Below are 19,620 nucleotides of genomic sequence, written 5' to 3'. Positions count from 1 at the left end.
CGATGTCAACGCACCCGGAACAGTTCGGCCGGTCTGCCGGTCTCGGCGGATGAACGCTCACCGGTCCCCTCGAGGGCGTTGATGAATCGGCGCCGGAAGGTGTCTTTCGGAAAGTCCCGCGCGAAGATGGTCTCGTGCAGCCTGCGGAGCTCCAAGAGCGTGAATTGGGCGGGCAGAAGGTGATCAGGGTCGGGGTCGGCGCGATATCGCCGTCGTAGATCCAATACTGCCTCGGTCACGATGTCGTTGTGATCGAAGGCCAGGTGCTCGTCGACTTCGGTGTCGGTGATGTTCACCAAACGGGCTGCGCCGGCTAGCTTCTCATGGGCGATGGCGGCGCCGTGGGCCATCGACAACACCCATCCGCGATCGTCTCGATCGGGGTCGTCGAACATGCCGAGCTGGTGGAAGTCGAGGCCGGTGATCGCGGCCTTGCTCGCGAGCGCCCGGGCGGCGGCGTCGCGCAGTGTCTCTCGTGGATGGAGGAACGTCCCCGGTAGCGCCGGTCCCCGTTCGGAGTTGACGGCCAAGACGGCCAGATGATCGCTGTCGACCGTCAGAACCGCGACGTCGACGGCAACCGACGGCCGCGGATAGTCGGCAAGCGACTTTCCTGACGAGTCTCTCCACACCATGTCTTGCACCTTAGCGCATCATTGCGCTAACCTTTAGCGCAACCTTGATCTAAGGAGTGGCCATGAGACTTTCCGAACAGCAGCTGGACCGGGCAACCGGGGTGCTGGTGGGCACGGCGGCCGGTGATGCCCTGGGCGCAGGTTATGAGTTCACCTATCCCTCCGCGGATACCCGCATCCTCATGAAAGGGGGCGGCACGTTCGACTGGGCCCCGGGTGAGTGGACAGACGACACCTCGATGGCGCTGTGCGTCGCGGAGGGATTGTCGGCGAGCCACGCCGATCTCGACGCGATCGCGGCAGCCTTCGCGAGGTGGTACGACTCGAATCCGCCCGACATCGGCAACCAGACCCGCGCGGTGCTCTCTGCGCGCAGCACCACGGCGCAGGCCATGGCTGCCAGAGCTGCGGGCTTGTCCGGTCGCACGGGCGGCAACGGTTCGCTCATGCGTACCGCGCCGGTGGCATTGGCGTTTCTCGATGACGCCGCAGCGTGCGTGGATGCGGCCGGGGCCATCAGCGATCTGACGCACCACGATGAACGGGCCCGCGAGGCATGCCGGCTCTGGGGCTTCGCAATCCGGCACGCTGTCCTCACCGGCACGCTCGACGGGGTACGGCTGTACCTGTCTGAGGCCGAGGCGTCGACCAACAACTACTGGTCACCGCTCCTGGACATCGCCGAAACCGGTACGCCCGCCGACTTTCCCAAGAACGGCTGGGTGGTGCACGCCCTACAGACCGCCTGGTGGGCGATCACCACAGCAGAGGGCGATGTGCCCACCACGCTCGAATACTGCGTGCGGGCCGGCAATGACACCGACACCACAGCTGCGATCGCAGGTGGACTCGTCGGCGCCTGCCACGGGGCATCGGCAGTGCCGAACGAGTGGGTCGAGATGCTGCATGGCTATCCCGACGCCACGGCTGCGGACCTCAGTGTGGTCACCCGGCGCATCATCGGTGCGACGACAACGTAGCGACGCCGATCGCTCGCTCGGTCGGGTGAGCTATTGTGGTCCACACCACAGACACTCAACGGTCAGGAATCGCTTGTGAGCCGCTACGCAGTCCGCAAGAAGACCAGCGAACTCGATCCCGAACGGGACTTCGAAGAGATCAACCGGCAGCTCGCCACCATCGAGTTCCCCTGGGACATCAATCAAGCCTTGAGTTTTGCGCTGTTCCGGACCTATGCGGTACCGACGGTCGGCCAGCTACTCTTCGATACCGGTGAGTTCACCGGGGGTGTGCAGAAGCGCTACGACGACACCACGTTGCTGCTGGATGCCGTGCTCGAACACGGTCTCGACAGCGACGAGGGACGCGCGGGAATCAGGCGCGTGAATCAGATGCACGGCTCATACGACATCTCGAACGACGACATGCGCTATGTACTCGCCACCTTCGTCGTGACCCCGGTGCGCTGGATCGAAGACTATGGCTGGCGTCAGCTCAACCACAATGAAGTCGTCGCGGCCACGAACTACTATCGTCGCCTCGGCGCGCTGATGGGTATCAAGGACATCCCCGCCACGTTCACCGAGTTCGCCCGATTCCTCGACGACTACGAGGACAAGAACTTCGCGTACAACGAGGGAGCGCGCAAGGTCGCCGACTCGACGCTCGCGCTGATGGCGACGTTCCCGCCGAACGACAAGGCGCCGAAGTGGCTGATCAACATCTTCGCCCGGTCGCTGATGGACCCGCCGCTTCTCGACGCGTTCGGATACAAGCACCCGCCCCGCGTCGTCCAGGCGGTCTCCCGAGCGGCCTTGCGTGCCCGCGGTCGATTGATCCGGTTCTTCCCTGTCCGCAAGCAGCCGATCCATGCTCGCGATCTTCCCAACATCCGCAGCTACCCCGACGGCTACGACCTCACCAAGCTGGGGACGTTCCCACGTGGATGCCCAATGCCGCAGTACTGAATTTGCTCGCTCCGCTCGCTCCTCGTCAGTCCAAACGACGCGGGGCCGCGAGACCTCGTGTTCAGACGAACCCGGCGACCTCGTGGGGCCGGTAGGGCTCTTCCAGATACCGCGACTCGTCGTCGGTGAGGTGCACGTCCAGCGCGACGACGGCGTCGGCGAGATGCTTGGGCTTGGTGACGCCGACGATCGGTGAGGTGGTGCGAGCAGCCACCCAGGACAATGCCACCGAGGCCGGTGCGACCTCATGTCTGGCGGCGACCTCGAGCACTCGTTCGACGACGTCCTTGTCGCTGCTCACGTACAGCGTCTTGCCGAACTCGTCGGTATCGGTTCGAGCTGTGTGCTCGTCCCATGGGCGGGCCAACCTGCCGCGGGCCAGCGGACTCCACGGGATCACACCGATTCCCTGATCGGCACAGAGCGGCAACATCTCTCGCTCCTCCTCCCGATAGATGAGGTTGTAGTGATCCTGCATAGACGCGAAGCGCGTCCAGCCGCCAAGGTCCGCCGTGTGCTGTGCCTTTGCGAACTGCCACGCGTACATCGATGACGCACCGAGATAGCGGACCTTGCCCGCTTTCACCACATCGTGCAACGCCTCCATCGTTTCCTCGATCGGCGTGTCGTAATCCCACCGGTGAGTTTGGTAGAGATCGATGTAGTCGGTGCCCAGGCGGCGCAGGCTGTTGTCGACCTCGGCGAGAATTGCCTTGCGCGACAAGCCCGCACCGTAGGGGCCTGGACGCATACGCTGATAGACCTTGGTCGCGATCACCAGGTCGTCGCGATCACCGAAATCCCGAATCGCCCGTCCGACTATCTCCTCGCTGGAGCCGAGCGAATACATGTTCGCGGTGTCGAAGGTGGTGATCCCGGCTTCGAGCGCCTGCTCGATGATGTCGCGACTGGCGTCCTCGTCGAGGGTCCAGGCGTGCGCGCCCTGACCCGCGGCGCCAAAGCTCATACAGCCCAGCGTCACCGCCGAAACCTTCAGTCCGGTGTTTCCAAGATTCACGTACTTCATGTCGGTCTCTCCCGGTGATCAGACAGAGGGCAGCAATCCGTACAGTACGGCCTTCGCGAACGACTCGGCCTGTGCGCCCTCGAAGGGTGCGTGTCCACTCACCAGCCGCAGCACCATCGGTCCGAACAGCACATCGGTGACCACATCGATGTCGGTGTCCGGGTCGACCTCGCCGCGATCGACAGCCCGCTGCCAGATCTCGGCGACCCGAGCGCGCCGGCCGTCGAGGAAGAAGCGGTGGAAGTACTCCGCGCCGGCTTTGTCGTCAACGCATGCGGCCATCAACTGTGTGAAGACGTGGCCCTCTTGCGTGGAGTAGAAGGTGCTCACGTTGCGCAGCTGCTCGGTCATGTCGTCGACGATGTTGCCGGTGTCCGCAGTCGGGATGGCCCCGCCCAGGGCGACGCTGAAAGCTTCTGCAGCGACAGCAATCCGGCTCGGCCAGTGTTTGTAGATCGTGGCCTTGCTGACGCCGGAACGCTCAGAGATGGCGTCGATCGTCGCGGCCGCGAGCCCACCCTCGGTGAGCAGTTCGCGGGTGGCGGCCACCACGTCGTTGTGACACTTGATGCTGCGGGCGCTGGACAGGTTGGTGGACTGCTCTGCGGCAGCCATCAAGCCACCGCTGCGGTGAGGGCTTCGAGGTCTGCGGCAGAGAGATCGATGCCGGCGGCTGCGATGTTGTCCTCCACATGCGCGACACTGGACGTGCCCGGTATGGGCAAGACCACCGGTGACACGGCGAGCAGCCAGGCGAGTGCGAGTTGCGACGGGCTCACGCCCTTGTCGGCGGCGAGTTCGCTGAGCTTGCTGCCCTCTCCTGCGAGCTCGCCCGTGGCGAGCGGGAACCAGGGGATGAAGCCGATGCCTTCTGCTGCTGCGTACTCCAGGAGTTTCTCGGCGCCGCGGTTCGCGAGATTGTAGAGATTCTGAACCGTCGCGATGTCGGCGATCTTGCGTGCGGCGATCGTCTCCTCGACGGTGACCTCCGACAACCCGATCTGGTTGATCTTGCCCTCCTCTTGCAGCAGTTTCAGCTCGCCGACCTGGTCTTCGAGCGGCACCTTCGGGTCGATCCGGTGTAGCTGGAACAATCCGATCTGCTCGACCCCGAGCAGTCGCAGGCTCATCTCGGCTTGCTGACGCAGGTACTCGGGTCGCCCGACCGGACGCCAATCACCGGGACCGCTGCGGGTCAGGCCGGCTTTTGTCGCGATGACCAGGTCGTCGGCGTACGGGTAGAGCGCTTCTTTGATCAGAGGCTCGGCCACCACCGGGCCGTAGGAGTCGGCGGTGTCGAGGAGATTGACGCCGAGTTCGACGGCTCGGCGGAGAACCTTGACCGCTTCGTCCGGATCTTTGGGGGGTCCCCACACCCCGGGGCCGGTGAGCTGCATCGTTCCGTATCCGAGGCGGTTGACGGTGAGCTTGCCACCGATGGCGAACTGGCCGGACCGGGTGGCTGTCGTGGTGGAGCTGGTCATACGGTCTCCTCATGAGAACTGAACTGAACCCCCAGTTCACCGTACGCCTACGCTGTCGGCGCTGAGTTCAGATGACACCCAGCGCAAGCATCGCGTCGGCCACGCGGGTGAAGCCGGCGATGTTCGCGCCTGCGACGTAGTTGTCCGGCAAGCCGTACTCGTCGGCGGTCTGGGCGCATCGCTCGTGCACGGAGGCCATGATCTGAGCCAGTCGGGCGTCGGTGTGCTCGAAGGTCCACGAATCCCGGCTGGCGTTTTGCTGCATCTCCAGCGCACTGGTGGCGACTCCGCCTGCGTTGGCCGCCTTGCCTGGCGCGAAACGCACCCCGGCGTCCCTGAACAGCCGAATTGCGTCCGGCGTCGTGGGCATGTTCGCGCCTTCGCCGACGATGTGGCATCCGTTTGCGATCAGGGTGGCCGCTGCGCCTGCATCCAACTCGTTCTGGGTCGCGCACGGCAACGCGATGTCGCACGGTACGTCCCAGACCGATGCGGCGGCCCGGAACTGGGCCTGTCCTCCGCGGATCGTGGCGTAGTCACTGACCCGGCCCCGGTCCTTCTCTTTGACCTGTGCCAAAAGTGTTGCATCAATTCCTTTTTCGTCGACGACGATGCCCGACGAATCAGAACAGGCGACGACCGTCCCGCCCAGTTCGGTGACCTTTTCGATGGTGTAGATGGCCACGTTTCCTGACCCTGAGACGACAACTCGCTTGCCGTCGAACGAGCCGCCCTTCGCCCGTAGCATCTCGTCGACGAAGTAGACGAGGCCGTAACCGGTGGCCTCTTTACGGGCGAGGGATCCACCCCAGGTCAGTCCCTTTCCGGTGAGGACGCCGGACTCGTAGCGTTTGGTGATGCGTTTGTACTGACCGAACAGGTATCCGATCTCACGTCCGCCCACCCCGATGTCACCGGCCGGAACGTCTACGTATTCGCCTATGTGTCCGGCCAATTCGCTCATGAACGATTGGCAGAAGCGCATCACCTCGGCGTCTGAGCGTCCCTTCGGGTCGAAATCCGAACCACCCTTGCCGCCGCCGATCGGCATACCGGTCAGTGAGTTCTTGAAGATCTGTTCGAAGCCCAGGAACTTGACGATGCCCAGATTCACTGTCGGGTGAAAGCGTAAGCCGCCCTTGAACGGGCCCAGCGCCGAGTTGAACTGGACCCGGAATCCGCGGTTGATCTGCACTCGTCCGGCGTCATCGACCCAGGGCACGCGGAAGATGATCTGCCGTTCCGGCTCGCAAGTCCGTTCCAGTACTGCGGCTTCGGTGTATTCAGGGTGCTTGTCCACCACGGGTTCGAGGCAATCGATCACTTCGCGAACGGCTTGATGGAACTCGTTCTCGCCAGGATTGCGGCGTACCACCGTCGCATAGATCTCATGCAGCCGATCTTGCGGTGAGAGTGTCAACATTCCTCCGATAGCGACGTGAGATTCGGCGGCGTACCCGCATCGAAATCGACCTTAGCCGAGCCCGCCGGCCACCCCGCGGCCGGCTGAAGCGGTGACTCATGTGGACTGTCAGACGGGCATCTTGCTGTCTTTGGCCGCGATCAGCGTGGACCCCGCCAGCGGGATGAGAGCGAGTGCGAGCACCGACATCGACAGGGTCCACGAGCCCGTTGCGTCGTGCAGGGCGCCGATGGCCAGCGGCCCGATGGCAGCGAGGCAATAGCCGACCGACTGCGCCATTCCCGAGACCTGGCTCGTCTGGGCTGTGCTGGAGGAGCGCAGCACCATGAACAGCAGCACGAGGCTGATGGCGGCGCCTGGGCCGACCGCGATGAGCAGCACCCACAGCACGGTGAGCTGTTCGGTGGTCACCAGTCCGATGAAGCCGATCGCGCAGGCAGCGATGGCCACGAAAGTGACCGCACGTTGATCCCGGAATCGGACCGCGACGATCGGCGCCGCCAGGGACATGAGCAGCGCCACTGTCTGGGCGAGGGCGAGTAGGCCGCCCGCTCCCGCTTTCGACATTCCGCGGTCGCCGAGGAATTCGGGGAGCCAGGCGGTGAACGTGTAGAAGATCAGCGACTGCGATGCCATGAAAATGGTGATGGCCCAGGCGATCTTGTCGCGCCAGAGCGATGCGGGCAGTGCGGCGGTACTGATCCGGTGGACCCGGGAGAGTTGTGGGATCCACAGCACCAGACCGAGCAGGGCCAGCAGTGACCAGCTCGCCAGCGCGACGCGCCAGTTCTCGCCCACTGCGGAGTCGATCGGCACGGTCAGCCCGGCTGCCAGGGCCGCGCCGCCCGACAGTGTCATCGAGTAGAGCCCGGTCATCAGCCCAGAGCGGTGCGAGAAGTCGCGCTTGATCAAAGCAGGGAGGACGACATTGCAGATACCGATGGCGACACCGGCCAGCGCCGATCCTGCAAACAACGCGAACCAGCTGGGCACCCAGCGCAGCAGGATGGCGGCGCAGAGCAGGGCCATCGCGGCAAAGACCGTACGTTCGATGCCGAACCGGGCGGCGATGCGCGGAGCTATCGGCGCCACGAGCCCGAAGAACAGCACCGGCAGGGTGGTCAGGAGGCCGGCGGCGGCGCTGCTGAACCCTTCAGAGACCTTGATGTCATCGATGAGGGGCCCGACGGCGACAACAGCGGGACGCAGGTTGGCGGCCACGACCATGATGGCGAGTGCGGCGAATATCGCTGCGCTTCGTCGCTGGTGCGGCGCCGTTGTCCGGTCCGTCTCGGTCGACGCTGCCGTCATGACAGGGCCTCGATGGATCGGTTCAGATAGTGATCGACCGCGGCGAGCGCGGCGATGGGATCTCCTGCGGCGATCGCATCGACCACCTCGGCGTGGCCCGTCGGGTGGGGGTGGGCATCGACGTCGGCGGCGATGAGGGTGGCGTGGGTTCGGTTCATTACCTCGGCCAAGCCGTCGTAGAGCTCCGTGAGCAGCGTATTGCCTGCGGCGGCAACAAGTGTGGTGTGGAAGGCGATGTCGGCGTCGATGTAGCGCTGCAGATCGTCCGCCTCGAATGCCGAACGCATGGCGATGAGCAGTTCGCGCAGCCGGCGCACGTGTTCGGGGGTGCGGTTGCGCGCGGCGGACTGGGCGGCTTCGCGTTCGAGTGCGCGGCGGACCTGGAGCAGTTCGAGCACCTCGGAGCTGGAGACGCAGCGGCTGATGGCTGCTGCCAGCAGATTACGGCTGCGCACGTAGGTCCCGTCGCCGCGGCGTGGTTCGAGGAAGCCGGAATGCTCGAGCGCGCGCACCGCCTCGCGGATCGTGTTGCGACCGACGCCGAGCGCTTCGACCAGTTCCGGTTCGGCGGGGATCCGAGTACCGACGGGCCACTCGCCGGCACGGATGAGCTCTTGCATGCGGTCGACGACCACCTCGCTGGTACGGCGCGGCCGCTCGATCTGGGACGTCATGGCAAACAACCTAACATCCCATGTTTAAGTCCGTGCCTGTGGTCGGATCGCAGGGCTGGTGAGGTCAGTCGCCCTCGACGTTGCTGTCCAACGAGAACATCGACAGAGCGGTGAAGATCGTCAGGCGGCGGTCGGGCTCGTTCATGAACGGGCCGGTGACCGCCTCGATGCGGGCGATCCGGCTCCGCAACGTGTTGGGGTGGATGTACAACTCACGGGCCGACTCGGCGATGTTGCAGTCCGTCGAGCGCAGGACCCGCAAGATCCGCCGTTGATCGAGACCGTCCGGTGTCTCGTCGGCAATGGAGCCCAACGTCTCGTCGACGAAGACCCGTCGCGCGTGCTCGGGTAGTTGGTAGAGCAGTCCGAGCACACCGAGATCGCGGTATCTGGTGACCCGATTGATCGCACCGATGCGACGGCCAACGGCCACGGCGCGGACCGCCTGCCGGAAGGAGCCCGGGTAGCTGCGCGGATCGTCGACGTGATCGCCGGCGCCGACAGCAAGCGGTACCTGCACGCCGCGGTACAGCGCGCGTGCCAGGGCATCGAGATCGGCGGTCGCTTTGATCATCACGACCAGGACCCCCTCGTTGACGATGGTGATGGCATCGGGATCGAACCGCGACGCGACCGGCGCGAGGGAGGTCTTGAGATCGTGGAGTCCGTTCATGTCGACCGAGACGCCGAAGGGTTCGATCGCCAGGACCGCGACGGCATGCCTGGGGAACAGCGCCAGCCGGCGGCTCTTGCGCAGGCTGGCCTCGCGGTGGACCAGGTCTTCGCCGAGGATGTTCTTCAGGTTGCGGGCGATCTCGACCGATGCGTCGTCCACGTGTGTATCCCGGAGTTTGACGTGCAGCCGGACCACCGCGAGCACACCGTCGAGTATGGCCAGTTCGCTCGATCCCAACGTGTCCCGCGGGCTGACCTCGAGGGCGGGTGTGGTCCCGGCGATGCCCGAGAGCGGAAGCAGGACCGTGCCCGGGACGTGTCCCGACATCGTGCCCGGGACGTGTCCCGACATCGTTTCCGACAACCGGACGGATGCTCCCACTGCGTCGCCGATCGCGACGAGCAGCGTGTCCAGGTCGTCGGCGCTGCGCAAGATGTTCAGCAGAGCAGTATCGGGATTTGCCTCGACAGGGGCGGGCGGCTGCACCGACAACACCAGCCGACTCAGTTTCGCGGCGACATCGGCCGCCGAATCGGGGCCGACATTCCAGAGCAGGCAGATTTCGGCACGTTCTGCGAGCGCCACGGCCTGTTTCGGCGGATTGACCGGTCGCGCCGGGCTGACGAGTATCGCCGCAGGCTTCTTCCTGATCAGGGGGTCGAGCAACGAACGCAGATCGGGAAGTGGGCCGTTCGGCCGAGCCGGTTGCCACGAGATCACCACCACCGCGCCGTCGAGCGCGACCGTGTCGAGTGCCTCGCCGGCCTCGACCACCGAGGTCACCGCGGTGTCCCAGGTGGCCGGTGTGGTGGCGATCTGGACACCGGTCGCGACCGCCAGATCTGCGACGGTCGCAGTCCCGCTGGTCACCACATTCCTCCTCGTCAGCGGTCGATGCGCTCTCGAAGGCGGCGCCGAACCCGACTGTGAGGCAGAGTAGTCGCGTGCTCTCCATCCCGCCGGTCGATCTTTCCGAGATCGGGCCGGGCACCCCCTCGCGTGCCCGCCAGATCGAGCTCCTCGACACCGCCTGCACCCGGTCCGGCCACGCCTACCTGGTCGGGCACCGGATACCGGCAGCACTGCTGGCCGAGCTGTATTCGACGTCCCGGCAGTTCTTTCTGCTGCCGGAATCGGTGAAGGAGCAGGTCGCCCAGCCGGCTCCGGATCAGGTGCGCGGCTGGTCCGGATCGGGCTCGGAGGGGATGTCGTACTCGTTGGGTGAGGAGTCCCACGGCGACCTCAAGGAGAAGATGGACATCGGCCCTGTCGATGCACCGGTGCTCGGTGAACCGGGTGCCGGTCCGATGGCCTATCCGAACCTGTGGCCTGCGGCGCCTGCCGGCTTCCGGTCGGTCTGGGAGCAGTACTACCGCCACATGCAGCGCATCGGCGGCGAGTTGATGTCGCTCACCGCGGAACTGTTCGGCCTGCCCGCGGATCACTTCGCCGGTGACTTCGACACCGAGCTGAGTATGTTGCGGGCGCTCTACTACCCGGCGCAGGGGGAGTCGCCGCTGCCACATCAGTCGCGTGCGGGTATCCACACCGACTACGGCGCGTTCACCGTGACATCGGCCGAATCGACACCGGGTGGACTCGAGGTCCTCGGACGGCACGGTGAGTGGCACGAGGTCGCGACCACGCCGGCGACGCTCGTCGTGCTGGTCGGGGACCTGCTGGCCGAGTGGACCGGAGACCAGTGGCCTGCCACCTTGAATCGCACCGCCAACCCACCCCGCTCGGTGGCCCTGGACAGCTCCCGACTGGAGTTCGCCTTCTACCAACATCCCAATGCAGATGTTGCGGTCTCACCGCTGCGCGGCGGAGACCAGCAGTTCGATGACGGTCTCATCGCGGGACGGCATCTGACTGACAAATACGTGCGGCAGACGACGTTCGGTCGACGTCCGCGGCGCTGACGTATTGGCGGACCTGCGCTCGCGAACTGTTAACGGCGTGATGTGCCAGAAGTCGATTGCGTAATCCAGTGTTACGCAGATGTTTCGATTGACGCGAGGTGACAGTCCGGGTTCGGATCTGTCGGAGCGCCTGCCCCTTGTCGGCCTTTCGCGTTGCCAACAGACTTGGTCGGAGACGACGAACAAGGAGTGAGAACACGATGTCTGTGGTGCCGGTGATCGACATTTCTGCCCTGCACGACGGTGACGACGAGGCCAAGGCCGCGGTCGCTGCCGAACTCGATCTCGCCTGCCGCGAGATCGGTTTCTTCCAGATCAAGAATCACGGCGTCCCGGCGGAGGTCATCGACGCGATGTACCGCACCTCCGACGAGTTCTTCTCTCTGCCCGAAGCCGACAAGCGCCGGGTGGCGCAACCGAGCCCCGACACCGTCCGCGGGTACTCCTCGATCGGCGAACAGGCCTTCTCGTACAGCGAAGACGTACAGCAGCCACGTGATCTGCACGAGAAGTTCGACGTCGGTCCGGTCGACTTCGACGGCGCCGATCCGTATTTCTCGAAAGAGAACGCCGGACCGCACTTCCTGCCCAACCAGTGGCCCCAGACACCGGCGACCATGGAGCAGGCGTGGACCACCTATTTCCGGGTGATGAACGATCTGTCGCGAAAGCTGATGAGCGCCTTCGCTCGTGGCCTCGGATTGGACCCCGACTTCTTCGTCGACACCATCGACAAGGACATCTCCATGCTGAGGGCCATCAACTACCCGCACATGACCACCCCGCCCCAACCCGGCCAGATGCGCGCCGGTGCTCACACCGACTACGGCAGCCTCACCATTGTCCGTCAGGAAGAAGCGCCGGGCGGCCTCGAGGTGTTCACGAAGGACGGAGACTGGATCCCGGTGCCTGTTGTGCCGGACGCACTGGTGGTCAACATCGGAGACCTCATGGCGCAGTGGACCAATGATCAGTGGACCTCCACCCGGCATCGCGTTCGCACACCGCGGCCCGACGCCGGCGGCAACACCAAGCGCATGTCCCTGGTCTTCTTCCATCAGCCGAACTACGACGCGATGATCGAATGCCTGCCCACCTGTGTCGCCGAGGGCGACCAGCCCAAGTACGCGCCGATCAGCTCAGGTGATCATCTGACGTCCAAGTTCGCGAAAACGATTGTCCTGAGCTCATAGTGATGACCGAGCACGCGCCGGCGTCGTTCGAGATCGAACTGCGCCGAACGGGCGTCGTCCGGGTGGTGCCCGCTGACCGCACCGCGCTCGAAATCGTCCGTCAGGAGCTCCCGCACGCGGAGTTCAACTGTCTGCAAGGAGAATGCGGCGCCTGTGTCGCGACGGTGCTCGACGGAATCCCCGATCACCGCGACACCGTGCTCTCCCAGCGCGCCCGAGACGCGGGAAAGCGAGTCATCCTCTGCGTCAGCCGGTCTCTGACACCACGCCTCGCCGTCGATCTCTGAAAGCCCAGGAGTGCCCAACCCATGACCACAGGACTGTCCTTCGCCAGCGTCTTCGCCGACGACATCGGCAAACTCAGCGATTTCTACCGCCGCGTGTTCGGATTCGACGAAGTCGTCGAATTGCGTTCTGAACACTTCCGGGGGCTGCGCGTCGGTGACACCGTGCTCGGCTTCAGCGCCCATACCGCCTACGACATGCTCAATCTCGCCGCCCCCGAGAACCCGGGCGATGGAGTGAGTTCGTTCCTCACCTTCGAGATGGCCGATGACGACGAGGTCGACACCGCCACCAAGACGGCCGTCGCCGCGGGTGCCACCTGCGTGAAGGCGCCGGCACGCACGTACTACGGCGCCTGGCAGTCGGTCTTCCTCGACCCTGAGGGCAATGCCTTCCGGATCAACCACCTGACCCTCGAATCACCCTGATACACAACAAATCAACCGTGATTCACGGCGAATCGTCCTGACCCGATCACCCTTCGACACCGGCGTCGATCTTTTCCCTAACAGCTGGCCCCGTCACCCCGCGGTGCCGAAAGGAACTCACATGTCCATCTTCGACTGGCAAGTCAAGACCGGTGATGCCGTTGTCGCACCGCATGAACGGCTGAGCTGGCCCAAAACGGTGGGTATCGGCCTACAGCACGTGGTCGCCATGTTCGGCGCCACCTTCCTCGTGCCCGTACTCACCGGATTCCCGCCCGCGACAACACTGCTGTTCTCCGGCATCGGCACGATCCTGTTCCTGATCATCACCCGCAACCGCCTGCCGAGCTACCTCGGTTCGAGTTTCGCCATCATCGCACCGGCGATCGCCGCCTCCACCGCTCACGGGCCCGGGGGTGCGCTCGGCGGTATCGTCGTGGTCGGAGCCCTGCTGATGATCATCGGCGTGGTGGTCAACTTCAGCGGCATCGGCTGGATCGAGGCCATGATGCCTCCGGTCGTCACCGGTTCGATTGTCGCCCTTGTCGGTTTCAACCTGGCTCCGACGGCCAAGACCAACTTCGAGCAGGGCGCGGTGACCGCTTTCATCGTGCTGGTCCTGCTGGTCCTGTCCCTGGTGCTTTTTCGTGGGCTGCTCGGCCGGCTCGCGATCTTCCTCAGTGTCGTCATCGGGTACTTCATCGCTCTGGCCCGCGGGGAGGTCGACACCGACCCGATCAGTGCGGCGAGCTGGGTGGGACTGCCGGACTTCGCCACCCCCACCTTCCACCTGTCGGTCCTGCCGATGTTCATCCCCGTCGTGCTCGTCCTGGTCGTCGAGAACATCGGACACGTGAAGTCCATCAACACCATGACCGGCATCAACAACGATCACCGCATCGGAAAAGCCTTGGCGGCAGACGGTTTGGCCACCGTGATCGCCGGTAGTGGCGGCGGTTCGGCCACCACCACCTACGCCGAGAACATCGGCGTCATGGCGGCGACGAAGGTGTACTCGACGGCGGCCTACTGGGTCGCGGGTGCAGCAGCCATCCTGCTGGGCCTGTCGCCGAAGGTGGGCGCGGTCATCGCCTCCATCCCGCCGGGCGTCCTCGGTGGTGTCACCATCGCCCTGTACGGACTGGTCGGAATCCTCGGCGTCCACATCTGGGTCACCAACAAGGTCGACTTCTCCAAGCCGATCAACCAGTTCACCGCAGCCATCGCCCTCGTCATCGGCATCGCCGATTTCTCCTGGAAGATCGGGGATCTCAGCTTCGGCGGCATCGCCCTCGGCGCGATCTCCGCGGTGATCATCTACCACGTCATGCGATTGATCGGAACCTGGCGCGGCACGGTCGTGGTTGACCAACGGGTGCAGGCCGACCCGATCGATCCCACCGACCCGGACCGCGAACTGGCAGGAAAGCAGGGAAACTGATGTCGACAACTCTGATCAGCGGTGGCACCGTCATCTCCGCCACCGGCAGACAGCTCATCGATGTACTGATCGACGGTGAATCCATCGTGGCCCTGATCGAGCCCGGGTCGGCAACCTTCGGCGCCGATCTCGCCGGCAGTGTCGATGAGGTGATCGATGCGACCGGAAAGTACGTCATCCCCGGTGGCGTGGACGCCCACACCCACATGCAGATGCCGTTCGGCGGCACCACCGCCTCGGACACCTTCGAAACCGGCACCAGGGCGGCTGCATTCGGCGGCACGACGACGATCGTCGACTTCGCGATCCAGACTCCGGGTCAGCGGTTGCAGGACACCCTTGCGCAGTGGCACGAGAAGGCCGCGGGGAACTGTGCCATCGACTACGGCTTCCATCAGATCGTCGGGGACGTCAACGACGAATCGATCTCTGCGATGGGTGAACTGATCACCGAAGGGGTCACCAGCTTCAAGCTGTTCATGGCATACCCCGGCGTCTACTACTCGAACGACGGGCAGATCCTGCGCGCCATGCAGAAGTCGGCCGATACCGGCGCGCTGATGATGATGCACGCCGAGAACGGCATCGCCATCGACGAATTGGTGTCGCAGCACCTCAAACGAGGTGAGACCTCGCCGTACTACCACGGGGTGTCGCGGCCGTGGCAACTCGAAGAAGAAGCCACCCATCGAGCCATCATGCTCGCGGATGTGACCGGCGCCCCGCTGTACGTGGTGCATGTCTCGGCCCGCCAGGCGCTCGAGCAGATCGCGACGGCCCGAGGTCGCGGCGCGAACGTCTTCGCCGAGACGTGCCCGCAGTACCTCTACCTCTCCCTCGAGGAGCAGCTCGGAGCGCCGGGATTCGAGGGTGCGAAGTGGGTCTGCTCGACTCCGTTGCGGTCTCGGGCAGAAGGACATCAGGACGAATTGTGGAAGTTCATCCGCACCGGCGACGTCGCGGGCGTCGCCACCGACCACTGCCCGTTCTGCATGGTCGACCAGAAAGAGCTCGGGATCTCCGATTTCTCCAAGATTCCCAACGGCATCGGGGGAGTCGAACACCGGCTCGACCTGATGTACCAGGGCGTCGTCGACGGTCGGATCAGTCTGGAGCGGTGGGTCGAGGTGTGTGCTACGACCCCGGCCCGAATGTTCGGGATGTACCCCCGCAAAGGCGTGATCTCCCCGGGTGCCGACGCCGACGTGGTCGTTTATGACCCCAACGGGCACACCAGCATCGGGGTCGACAAAACGCACCACATGAACATGGACTATTCGGCCTGGGAGGGTTTCGAGATCGACGGCGCCGTCGACACCGTGCTCTCGCGGGGCAAGAAGATCGTCGAGCGCCGAACTTACCTCGGCTCTCGTGCGGACGGGCAGTTCGTCCGCCGCGAGCTCTCGCAGAACCTGATCTGAGAAGGAGACTCTCATGGACTTCGGCGTTGTCATGCAATGCAATCCACCGGCCTCACGGGTCGTCGAGCTGGCGGTGGCCGCAGAGAATCGCGGCTTCACGCACGTCTGGACCTTCGACTCACACGTGCTCTGGCACGAGCCGAATGTGATCTACAGCCAGATCCTCGCGGCCACCCGCAACGTGATCGTGGGGCCGATGGTCACCAATCCGTTGACGAGGGACGCCACCGTCACGGCCTCGACGTTCGCGACGCTCAACGCCATGTACGGCAACCGAACGGTGTGCGGGATAGGCCGCGGCGACTCGGCGGTTCGCGTCCTCTCGGGTAAGCCGTCGACACTGGCGACCTTGCGGGAGAGCATCTCGGTCATCCAGGAACTGGGCAACGGCCGGACCGCGACCATCAACGACACCGAGATCAGGTTTCCGTGGGCCGGCAGGTCGCGCCTGGACGTCTACGGCGCCGGGTACGGGCCCAAGGCTCTGGAGATGATCGGGCAGGTCGCCGACGGGTTCATCCTGCAACTGGCCGATCCCACCATCGTGGAGTGGACCGTCACCAGGGTCAAACAGGCTGCTGAGGCGGCCGGCCGAGACCCCGACGCGGTGTCCATCGTCGTCGCAGCGCCCGCGTACGTGGGCGAAGACATTGAGCACCAACGTGATCAGTGTCGCTGGTTCGGTGGCATGGTGGGCAACCACGTCGCCGACCTGGTGAACAAATACGGTGGCGACGACACCCAGGTACCCGCCGCGCTGACCGACTACATCAAGAACCGCACCGGGTACGACTACAACGAACACGGGCGGGTGGGCAACAGCCACACCAGTTTCGTGCCCGACGAGATAGTCGACCGATTCTGTCTGCTGGGAACCCCTGATCAGCACATCGAGCGGCTCGAGGAACTGCGTTCGCTCGGCGTCGACCAATTCGCGGTCTACCTCCAGCACGACGGTAAAGATGCCACTCTCGGCGCCTATGGCGAAACGATCATCCCGGCACTGGCCCCGACACTCGCCGCGCGCGCATAGTGGTAACGCAGAACATCGAAGGGACCTTCCATGAGCACATCTGATTCTTCTGTCGCAGTGCGGATCGGGCAGGACCCGACCGCCGACGCCGACTTCATCGAGGACTTCGCTACGATGTCGACGTTCGGGGCCACACCGGCCGGCGGAGTCGAGAGACAGGCGGCGACGGAGGCCGACGCCCAGAACCGGCGGTGGTTGGCGGGTTGGCTCACCGATCGCGGCTTCGACGTGCGTTATGACCGCGTCGGCAACATGTTCGGGCTCTATGAGTTGGTGCCCGGAGCGCCGTATGTGCTCGCGGGTTCTCATCTGGACAGTCAGCCCCGCGGTGGCCGATTCGACGGCGCATACGGTGTGCTCGCCGCGGCGCACACCATGGACCGACTGCGCCGGTACTACCTCGCCAATCCCGATCAGGCCGTGCACAACTTGGCGGTGATCAACTGGTTCAACGAGGAGGGGTCGCGGTTCAAGCCGTCGATGCAGGGGAGCGGGGTGTTCACCGGGAAGATCGATCTCGACGTAGCGCTGAACACCCAGGACACTTCGGGGACCACCGTGGCCCAGGCGCTGGCGAGCTGGGACATGCTCGGGGCCGACGACGTCTTCACGACGGGTGAGCACCACACACCGGGCGGGTTGAGCGTGGCTTCATATGCCGAGATCCATATCGAGCAGGGCCGCGAACTCGACAAGGCGGGGGTGCTGATGGGGGTGGTCCCCTCGACATGGGGCGCCAACAAATACGAGATCTCGGTGATCGGCGCGCAGTCGCACACCGGTGCCACGGCCATCGCCGACCGTCAGGATGCGTTGTACGGGGCCGCGAAGGCGGTGGTGGCCCTACGTGAGCTCGCCGACGAATACGGCGACGATCTGCACACCTCATGCGGGCAGCTGAACGTGTATCCGAACTCACCGGTGGTGGTGGCGCGGGAGGTCCACATGCATCTCGACCTGCGGTCGCCATCGGATGAGTTGCTCGACGAGGCCGACGCGAAGCTCAATCGGGCATTCGCGGAAATCGAGGTCGCCGCCGATGTGCAGATCGAGCGCCGTTTCGCACACACCTGGAAGGGCCACACCTACCAGCCCGAGGGCGTGGCGCTGGCCGAAGACGTGATCGACGCGCTGGGCCACAGCCATATGCAGGTGCGGACCCGGGCCGGGCACGATTCGACCAACATGAAGGACATCGTGCCGACGGTCATGTTGTTCATTCCCAGCGTCGACGGTGTCTCACACGCGGAGAATGAATACACCCACGATCAGGACCTGACCGCAGGTGTGGACGTCCTGACCGAGACCGTGGCGCGCATGGCGGAAGGCAGACTGTGAACATGGACACCGACAACACCCCCTTCCCGACCGAGGCGGCTCTGGACGCCGCGCGAGAAAGCGGTCGCCGCGCCTACGAACTCGACCGGGCGCACGTCTTCCATTCCTGGTCGGCTCAGGCGCAGCTGAAACCGATGACGATCCTGGGCGCCGCCGGATCGTATGTGTGGGACGGCGACGGCAATCGCCTGCTCGACTTCTCGTCGCAGATGGTCAACACGAACATCGGCCACCAGCATCCGAAAGTGGTGGCCGCCATCGCCGAGCAGGCGAACAAACTGTGTACGGTCGCCCCGGCCCACGTCAACGACGCCCGGTCCGAGGCCGCCCGACTGATCACGGAGCGCACCCCGGGCGACCTCGACAAGATCTTCTTCACCAACGGCGGCGCCGATGCGGTGGAGCATGCGGTGCGGATGGCCCGCCTGCACACCGGCCGCCGTAAGGTGCTCACCCGCTTCCGCTCGTATCACGGCGGTACCGACACCGCGATCAACATGACCGGCGACCCGCGGCGTTGGCCCAACGACTACGGCGCCGCAGGTGTCGTGCACTTCTTCGGGCCGTTCCTGTACCGCACCGAGTTTCACTCGACCGACCAACAGCAGGAATCCGAGCGGGCACTGGCTCACCTCGAGTCGGTGGTCGCCATGGAGGGCCCGCAGACGATCGCCGCGATCGTGCTCGAACCGGTTCCAGGAACTGCAGGCATCATGGTGCCGCCACCCGGATATCTCGAAGGCGTACGCGCACTGTGCGACCGGCACGGCATCGTGATGATCGCCGACGAGGTGATGGCAGGGTTCGGTCGCACGGGGAAGTGGTTCTCCATCAACCACTCCGGTGTGACCCCCGATCTGATCACCTTCGCCAAGGGCGTGAACTCCGGGTACGTCCCCCTCGGTGGCGTGGCCATCAACGGTGAGATCGCGGCGACGTTCGCCGACCGGCCCTACCCCGGGGGACTCACCTACTCCGGACATCCACTCGCGACGGCCGCCGCAGTCGCGACCATCAACGCGATGACCGACGAGGGCATCGTCGACAATGCCGCGAGAATCGGTGCAGAGGTGCTGGGACCGGGACTGGAGAAGCTGGCCGAATTCCATCCCAGCGTGGGTGAGGTCCGCGGCGTCGGGGTCTTCTGGGCCGTCGAGCTCGTGAAGAACCCGCACACGCGAGAACCGCTTGCCCCCTACGGCGGATCGAGCGCAGCGATGAGCGAGGTACTCGGTGCCTGCAAGAAAGGCGGCTTGCTGCCCTTCGCCAACTTCAACAGGATCCACATGGTGCCGCCGTGCAACGTCAGCGACAGCGAAGTCGCCGCGGGTCTGGAGATCTTGGACTCTGCACTCGCGGTTGCCGACACGTTCGTCGACTGAAGCCGGGGGATACGGGTGT

The 19,620-nt window shown here is 64.8% G+C and carries 19 protein-coding genes; 11 read left to right on the top strand and 8 right to left on the bottom strand.

From position 1 onward, the window contains the following. Window positions 1–5: 5 nt before the first annotated feature. Window positions 6–635, bottom strand: coding sequence for an NUDIX hydrolase (locus tag DFR67_RS06650; RefSeq protein ID WP_110468772.1), 630 nt, complete (start codon window positions 633–635; stop codon window positions 6–8). A gap of 62 nt (window positions 636–697) precedes the next feature. Between DFR67_RS06650 and DFR67_RS06645 the strand changes: the two genes are divergently transcribed. Continuing rightward, a complete protein-coding gene (locus DFR67_RS06645; RefSeq protein WP_110468771.1) occupies window positions 698–1,615 on the top strand; it encodes an ADP-ribosylglycohydrolase family protein in 918 nt (305 codons plus the stop codon). Window positions 1,616–1,690: 75 nt separating this feature from the next. Beyond that, window positions 1,691–2,563, top strand: a complete 873-nt coding sequence (locus DFR67_RS06640) for an oxygenase MpaB family protein (RefSeq protein ID WP_110468603.1) — start codon at window positions 1,691–1,693, stop codon at window positions 2,561–2,563. 61 nt (window positions 2,564–2,624) lie between these two features. Here the strand turns inward: DFR67_RS06640 and DFR67_RS06635 are convergent, their stop codons facing one another. From DFR67_RS06635 to DFR67_RS06605, 7 genes are all read right to left on the bottom strand, one after another. Then, on the bottom strand, window positions 2,625–3,590 hold the full coding sequence (locus DFR67_RS06635; RefSeq protein WP_110468602.1) for an aldo/keto reductase: 966 nt from the start codon (window positions 3,588–3,590) through the stop codon (window positions 2,625–2,627). Window positions 3,591–3,608: 18 nt separating this feature from the next. Further along, window positions 3,609–4,205 carry a TetR/AcrR family transcriptional regulator gene (locus DFR67_RS06630; protein WP_110468601.1) on the bottom strand — a complete coding sequence of 199 codons (597 nt, stop codon included), beginning with the start codon at window positions 4,203–4,205 and terminating at the stop codon, window positions 3,609–3,611. Further along, a complete protein-coding gene (locus DFR67_RS06625; protein WP_110468600.1) occupies window positions 4,205–5,074 on the bottom strand; it encodes an aldo/keto reductase in 870 nt (289 codons plus the stop codon). Before DFR67_RS06625 ends, DFR67_RS06630 begins: the two co-directional genes overlap by 1 nt. A 67-nt stretch (window positions 5,075–5,141) precedes the next feature. After that, on the bottom strand, window positions 5,142–6,497 hold the full coding sequence (gene gdhA / locus DFR67_RS06620; RefSeq protein ID WP_110468599.1) for an NADP-specific glutamate dehydrogenase: 1,356 nt from the start codon (window positions 6,495–6,497) through the stop codon (window positions 5,142–5,144). Window positions 6,498–6,605: 108 nt separating this feature from the next. Continuing rightward, complete coding sequence (locus tag DFR67_RS06615; RefSeq protein WP_110468598.1) at window positions 6,606–7,808, bottom strand: CynX/NimT family MFS transporter; 1,203 nt, start codon at window positions 7,806–7,808, stop codon at window positions 6,606–6,608. Beyond that, entirely contained in the window at window positions 7,805–8,482 is a 678-nt protein-coding gene (locus DFR67_RS06610; protein ID WP_110468597.1) for a FadR/GntR family transcriptional regulator, read from the bottom strand. Before DFR67_RS06610 ends, DFR67_RS06615 begins: the two co-directional genes overlap by 4 nt. A 64-nt stretch (window positions 8,483–8,546) precedes the next feature. Next, window positions 8,547–10,028, bottom strand: a complete 1,482-nt coding sequence (locus tag DFR67_RS06605; RefSeq protein ID WP_170135199.1) for a PucR family transcriptional regulator — start codon at window positions 10,026–10,028, stop codon at window positions 8,547–8,549. Window positions 10,029–10,102: 74 nt separating this feature from the next. Between DFR67_RS06605 and DFR67_RS06600 the strand changes: the two genes are divergently transcribed. The 9 genes from DFR67_RS06600 (at window position 10,103) to DFR67_RS06560 (ending at window position 19,601) form a co-directional block, all read left to right on the top strand. Beyond that, entirely contained in the window at window positions 10,103–11,080 is a 978-nt protein-coding gene (locus DFR67_RS06600) for an isopenicillin N synthase family dioxygenase (protein ID WP_110468769.1), read from the top strand. 200 nt (window positions 11,081–11,280) lie between these two features. Then, entirely contained in the window at window positions 11,281–12,273 is a 993-nt protein-coding gene (locus tag DFR67_RS06595; protein WP_110468596.1) for an isopenicillin N synthase family dioxygenase, read from the top strand. 2 nt (window positions 12,274–12,275) lie between these two features. Then, window positions 12,276–12,560 (top strand): 2Fe-2S iron-sulfur cluster-binding protein, encoded by a 285-nt coding sequence (locus DFR67_RS06590; protein ID WP_110468595.1) that lies wholly within the window; start codon window positions 12,276–12,278, stop codon window positions 12,558–12,560. Window positions 12,561–12,581: 21 nt separating this feature from the next. Then, complete coding sequence (locus DFR67_RS06585) at window positions 12,582–12,986, top strand: VOC family protein (RefSeq protein WP_110468594.1); 405 nt, start codon at window positions 12,582–12,584, stop codon at window positions 12,984–12,986. A gap of 121 nt (window positions 12,987–13,107) precedes the next feature. Continuing rightward, window positions 13,108–14,427 carry a uracil-xanthine permease family protein gene (locus DFR67_RS06580; RefSeq protein WP_110468593.1) on the top strand — a complete coding sequence of 440 codons (1,320 nt, stop codon included), beginning with the start codon at window positions 13,108–13,110 and terminating at the stop codon, window positions 14,425–14,427. Next, a complete protein-coding gene (gene hydA, locus DFR67_RS06575) occupies window positions 14,427–15,848 on the top strand; it encodes a dihydropyrimidinase (protein WP_110468592.1) in 1,422 nt (473 codons plus the stop codon). Before DFR67_RS06580 ends, hydA begins: the two co-directional genes overlap by 1 nt. A 13-nt stretch (window positions 15,849–15,861) precedes the next feature. Next, window positions 15,862–16,881: a TIGR03842 family LLM class F420-dependent oxidoreductase gene (locus DFR67_RS06570; protein ID WP_110468591.1), complete on the top strand. Its 1,020-nt coding sequence runs from the start codon at window positions 15,862–15,864 to the stop codon at window positions 16,879–16,881. A gap of 30 nt (window positions 16,882–16,911) precedes the next feature. Beyond that, window positions 16,912–18,219, top strand: coding sequence for a M20 family metallo-hydrolase (locus DFR67_RS06565; protein WP_110468590.1), 1,308 nt, complete (start codon window positions 16,912–16,914; stop codon window positions 18,217–18,219). Between the two features lie 2 nt (window positions 18,220–18,221). Then, window positions 18,222–19,601: an aspartate aminotransferase family protein gene (locus tag DFR67_RS06560; protein ID WP_110468768.1), complete on the top strand. Its 1,380-nt coding sequence runs from the start codon at window positions 18,222–18,224 to the stop codon at window positions 19,599–19,601. Window positions 19,602–19,620 lie beyond the last annotated feature (19 nt).

This window comes from Williamsia limnetica (assembly GCF_003217475.1).
GTDB classification, from domain to species: domain Bacteria; phylum Actinomycetota; class Actinomycetes; order Mycobacteriales; family Mycobacteriaceae; genus Williamsia; species Williamsia limnetica.
The sequence above is the reverse complement of the archived record's forward strand: the minus strand, read 5'-3'. Positions and strand labels throughout refer to the sequence as shown.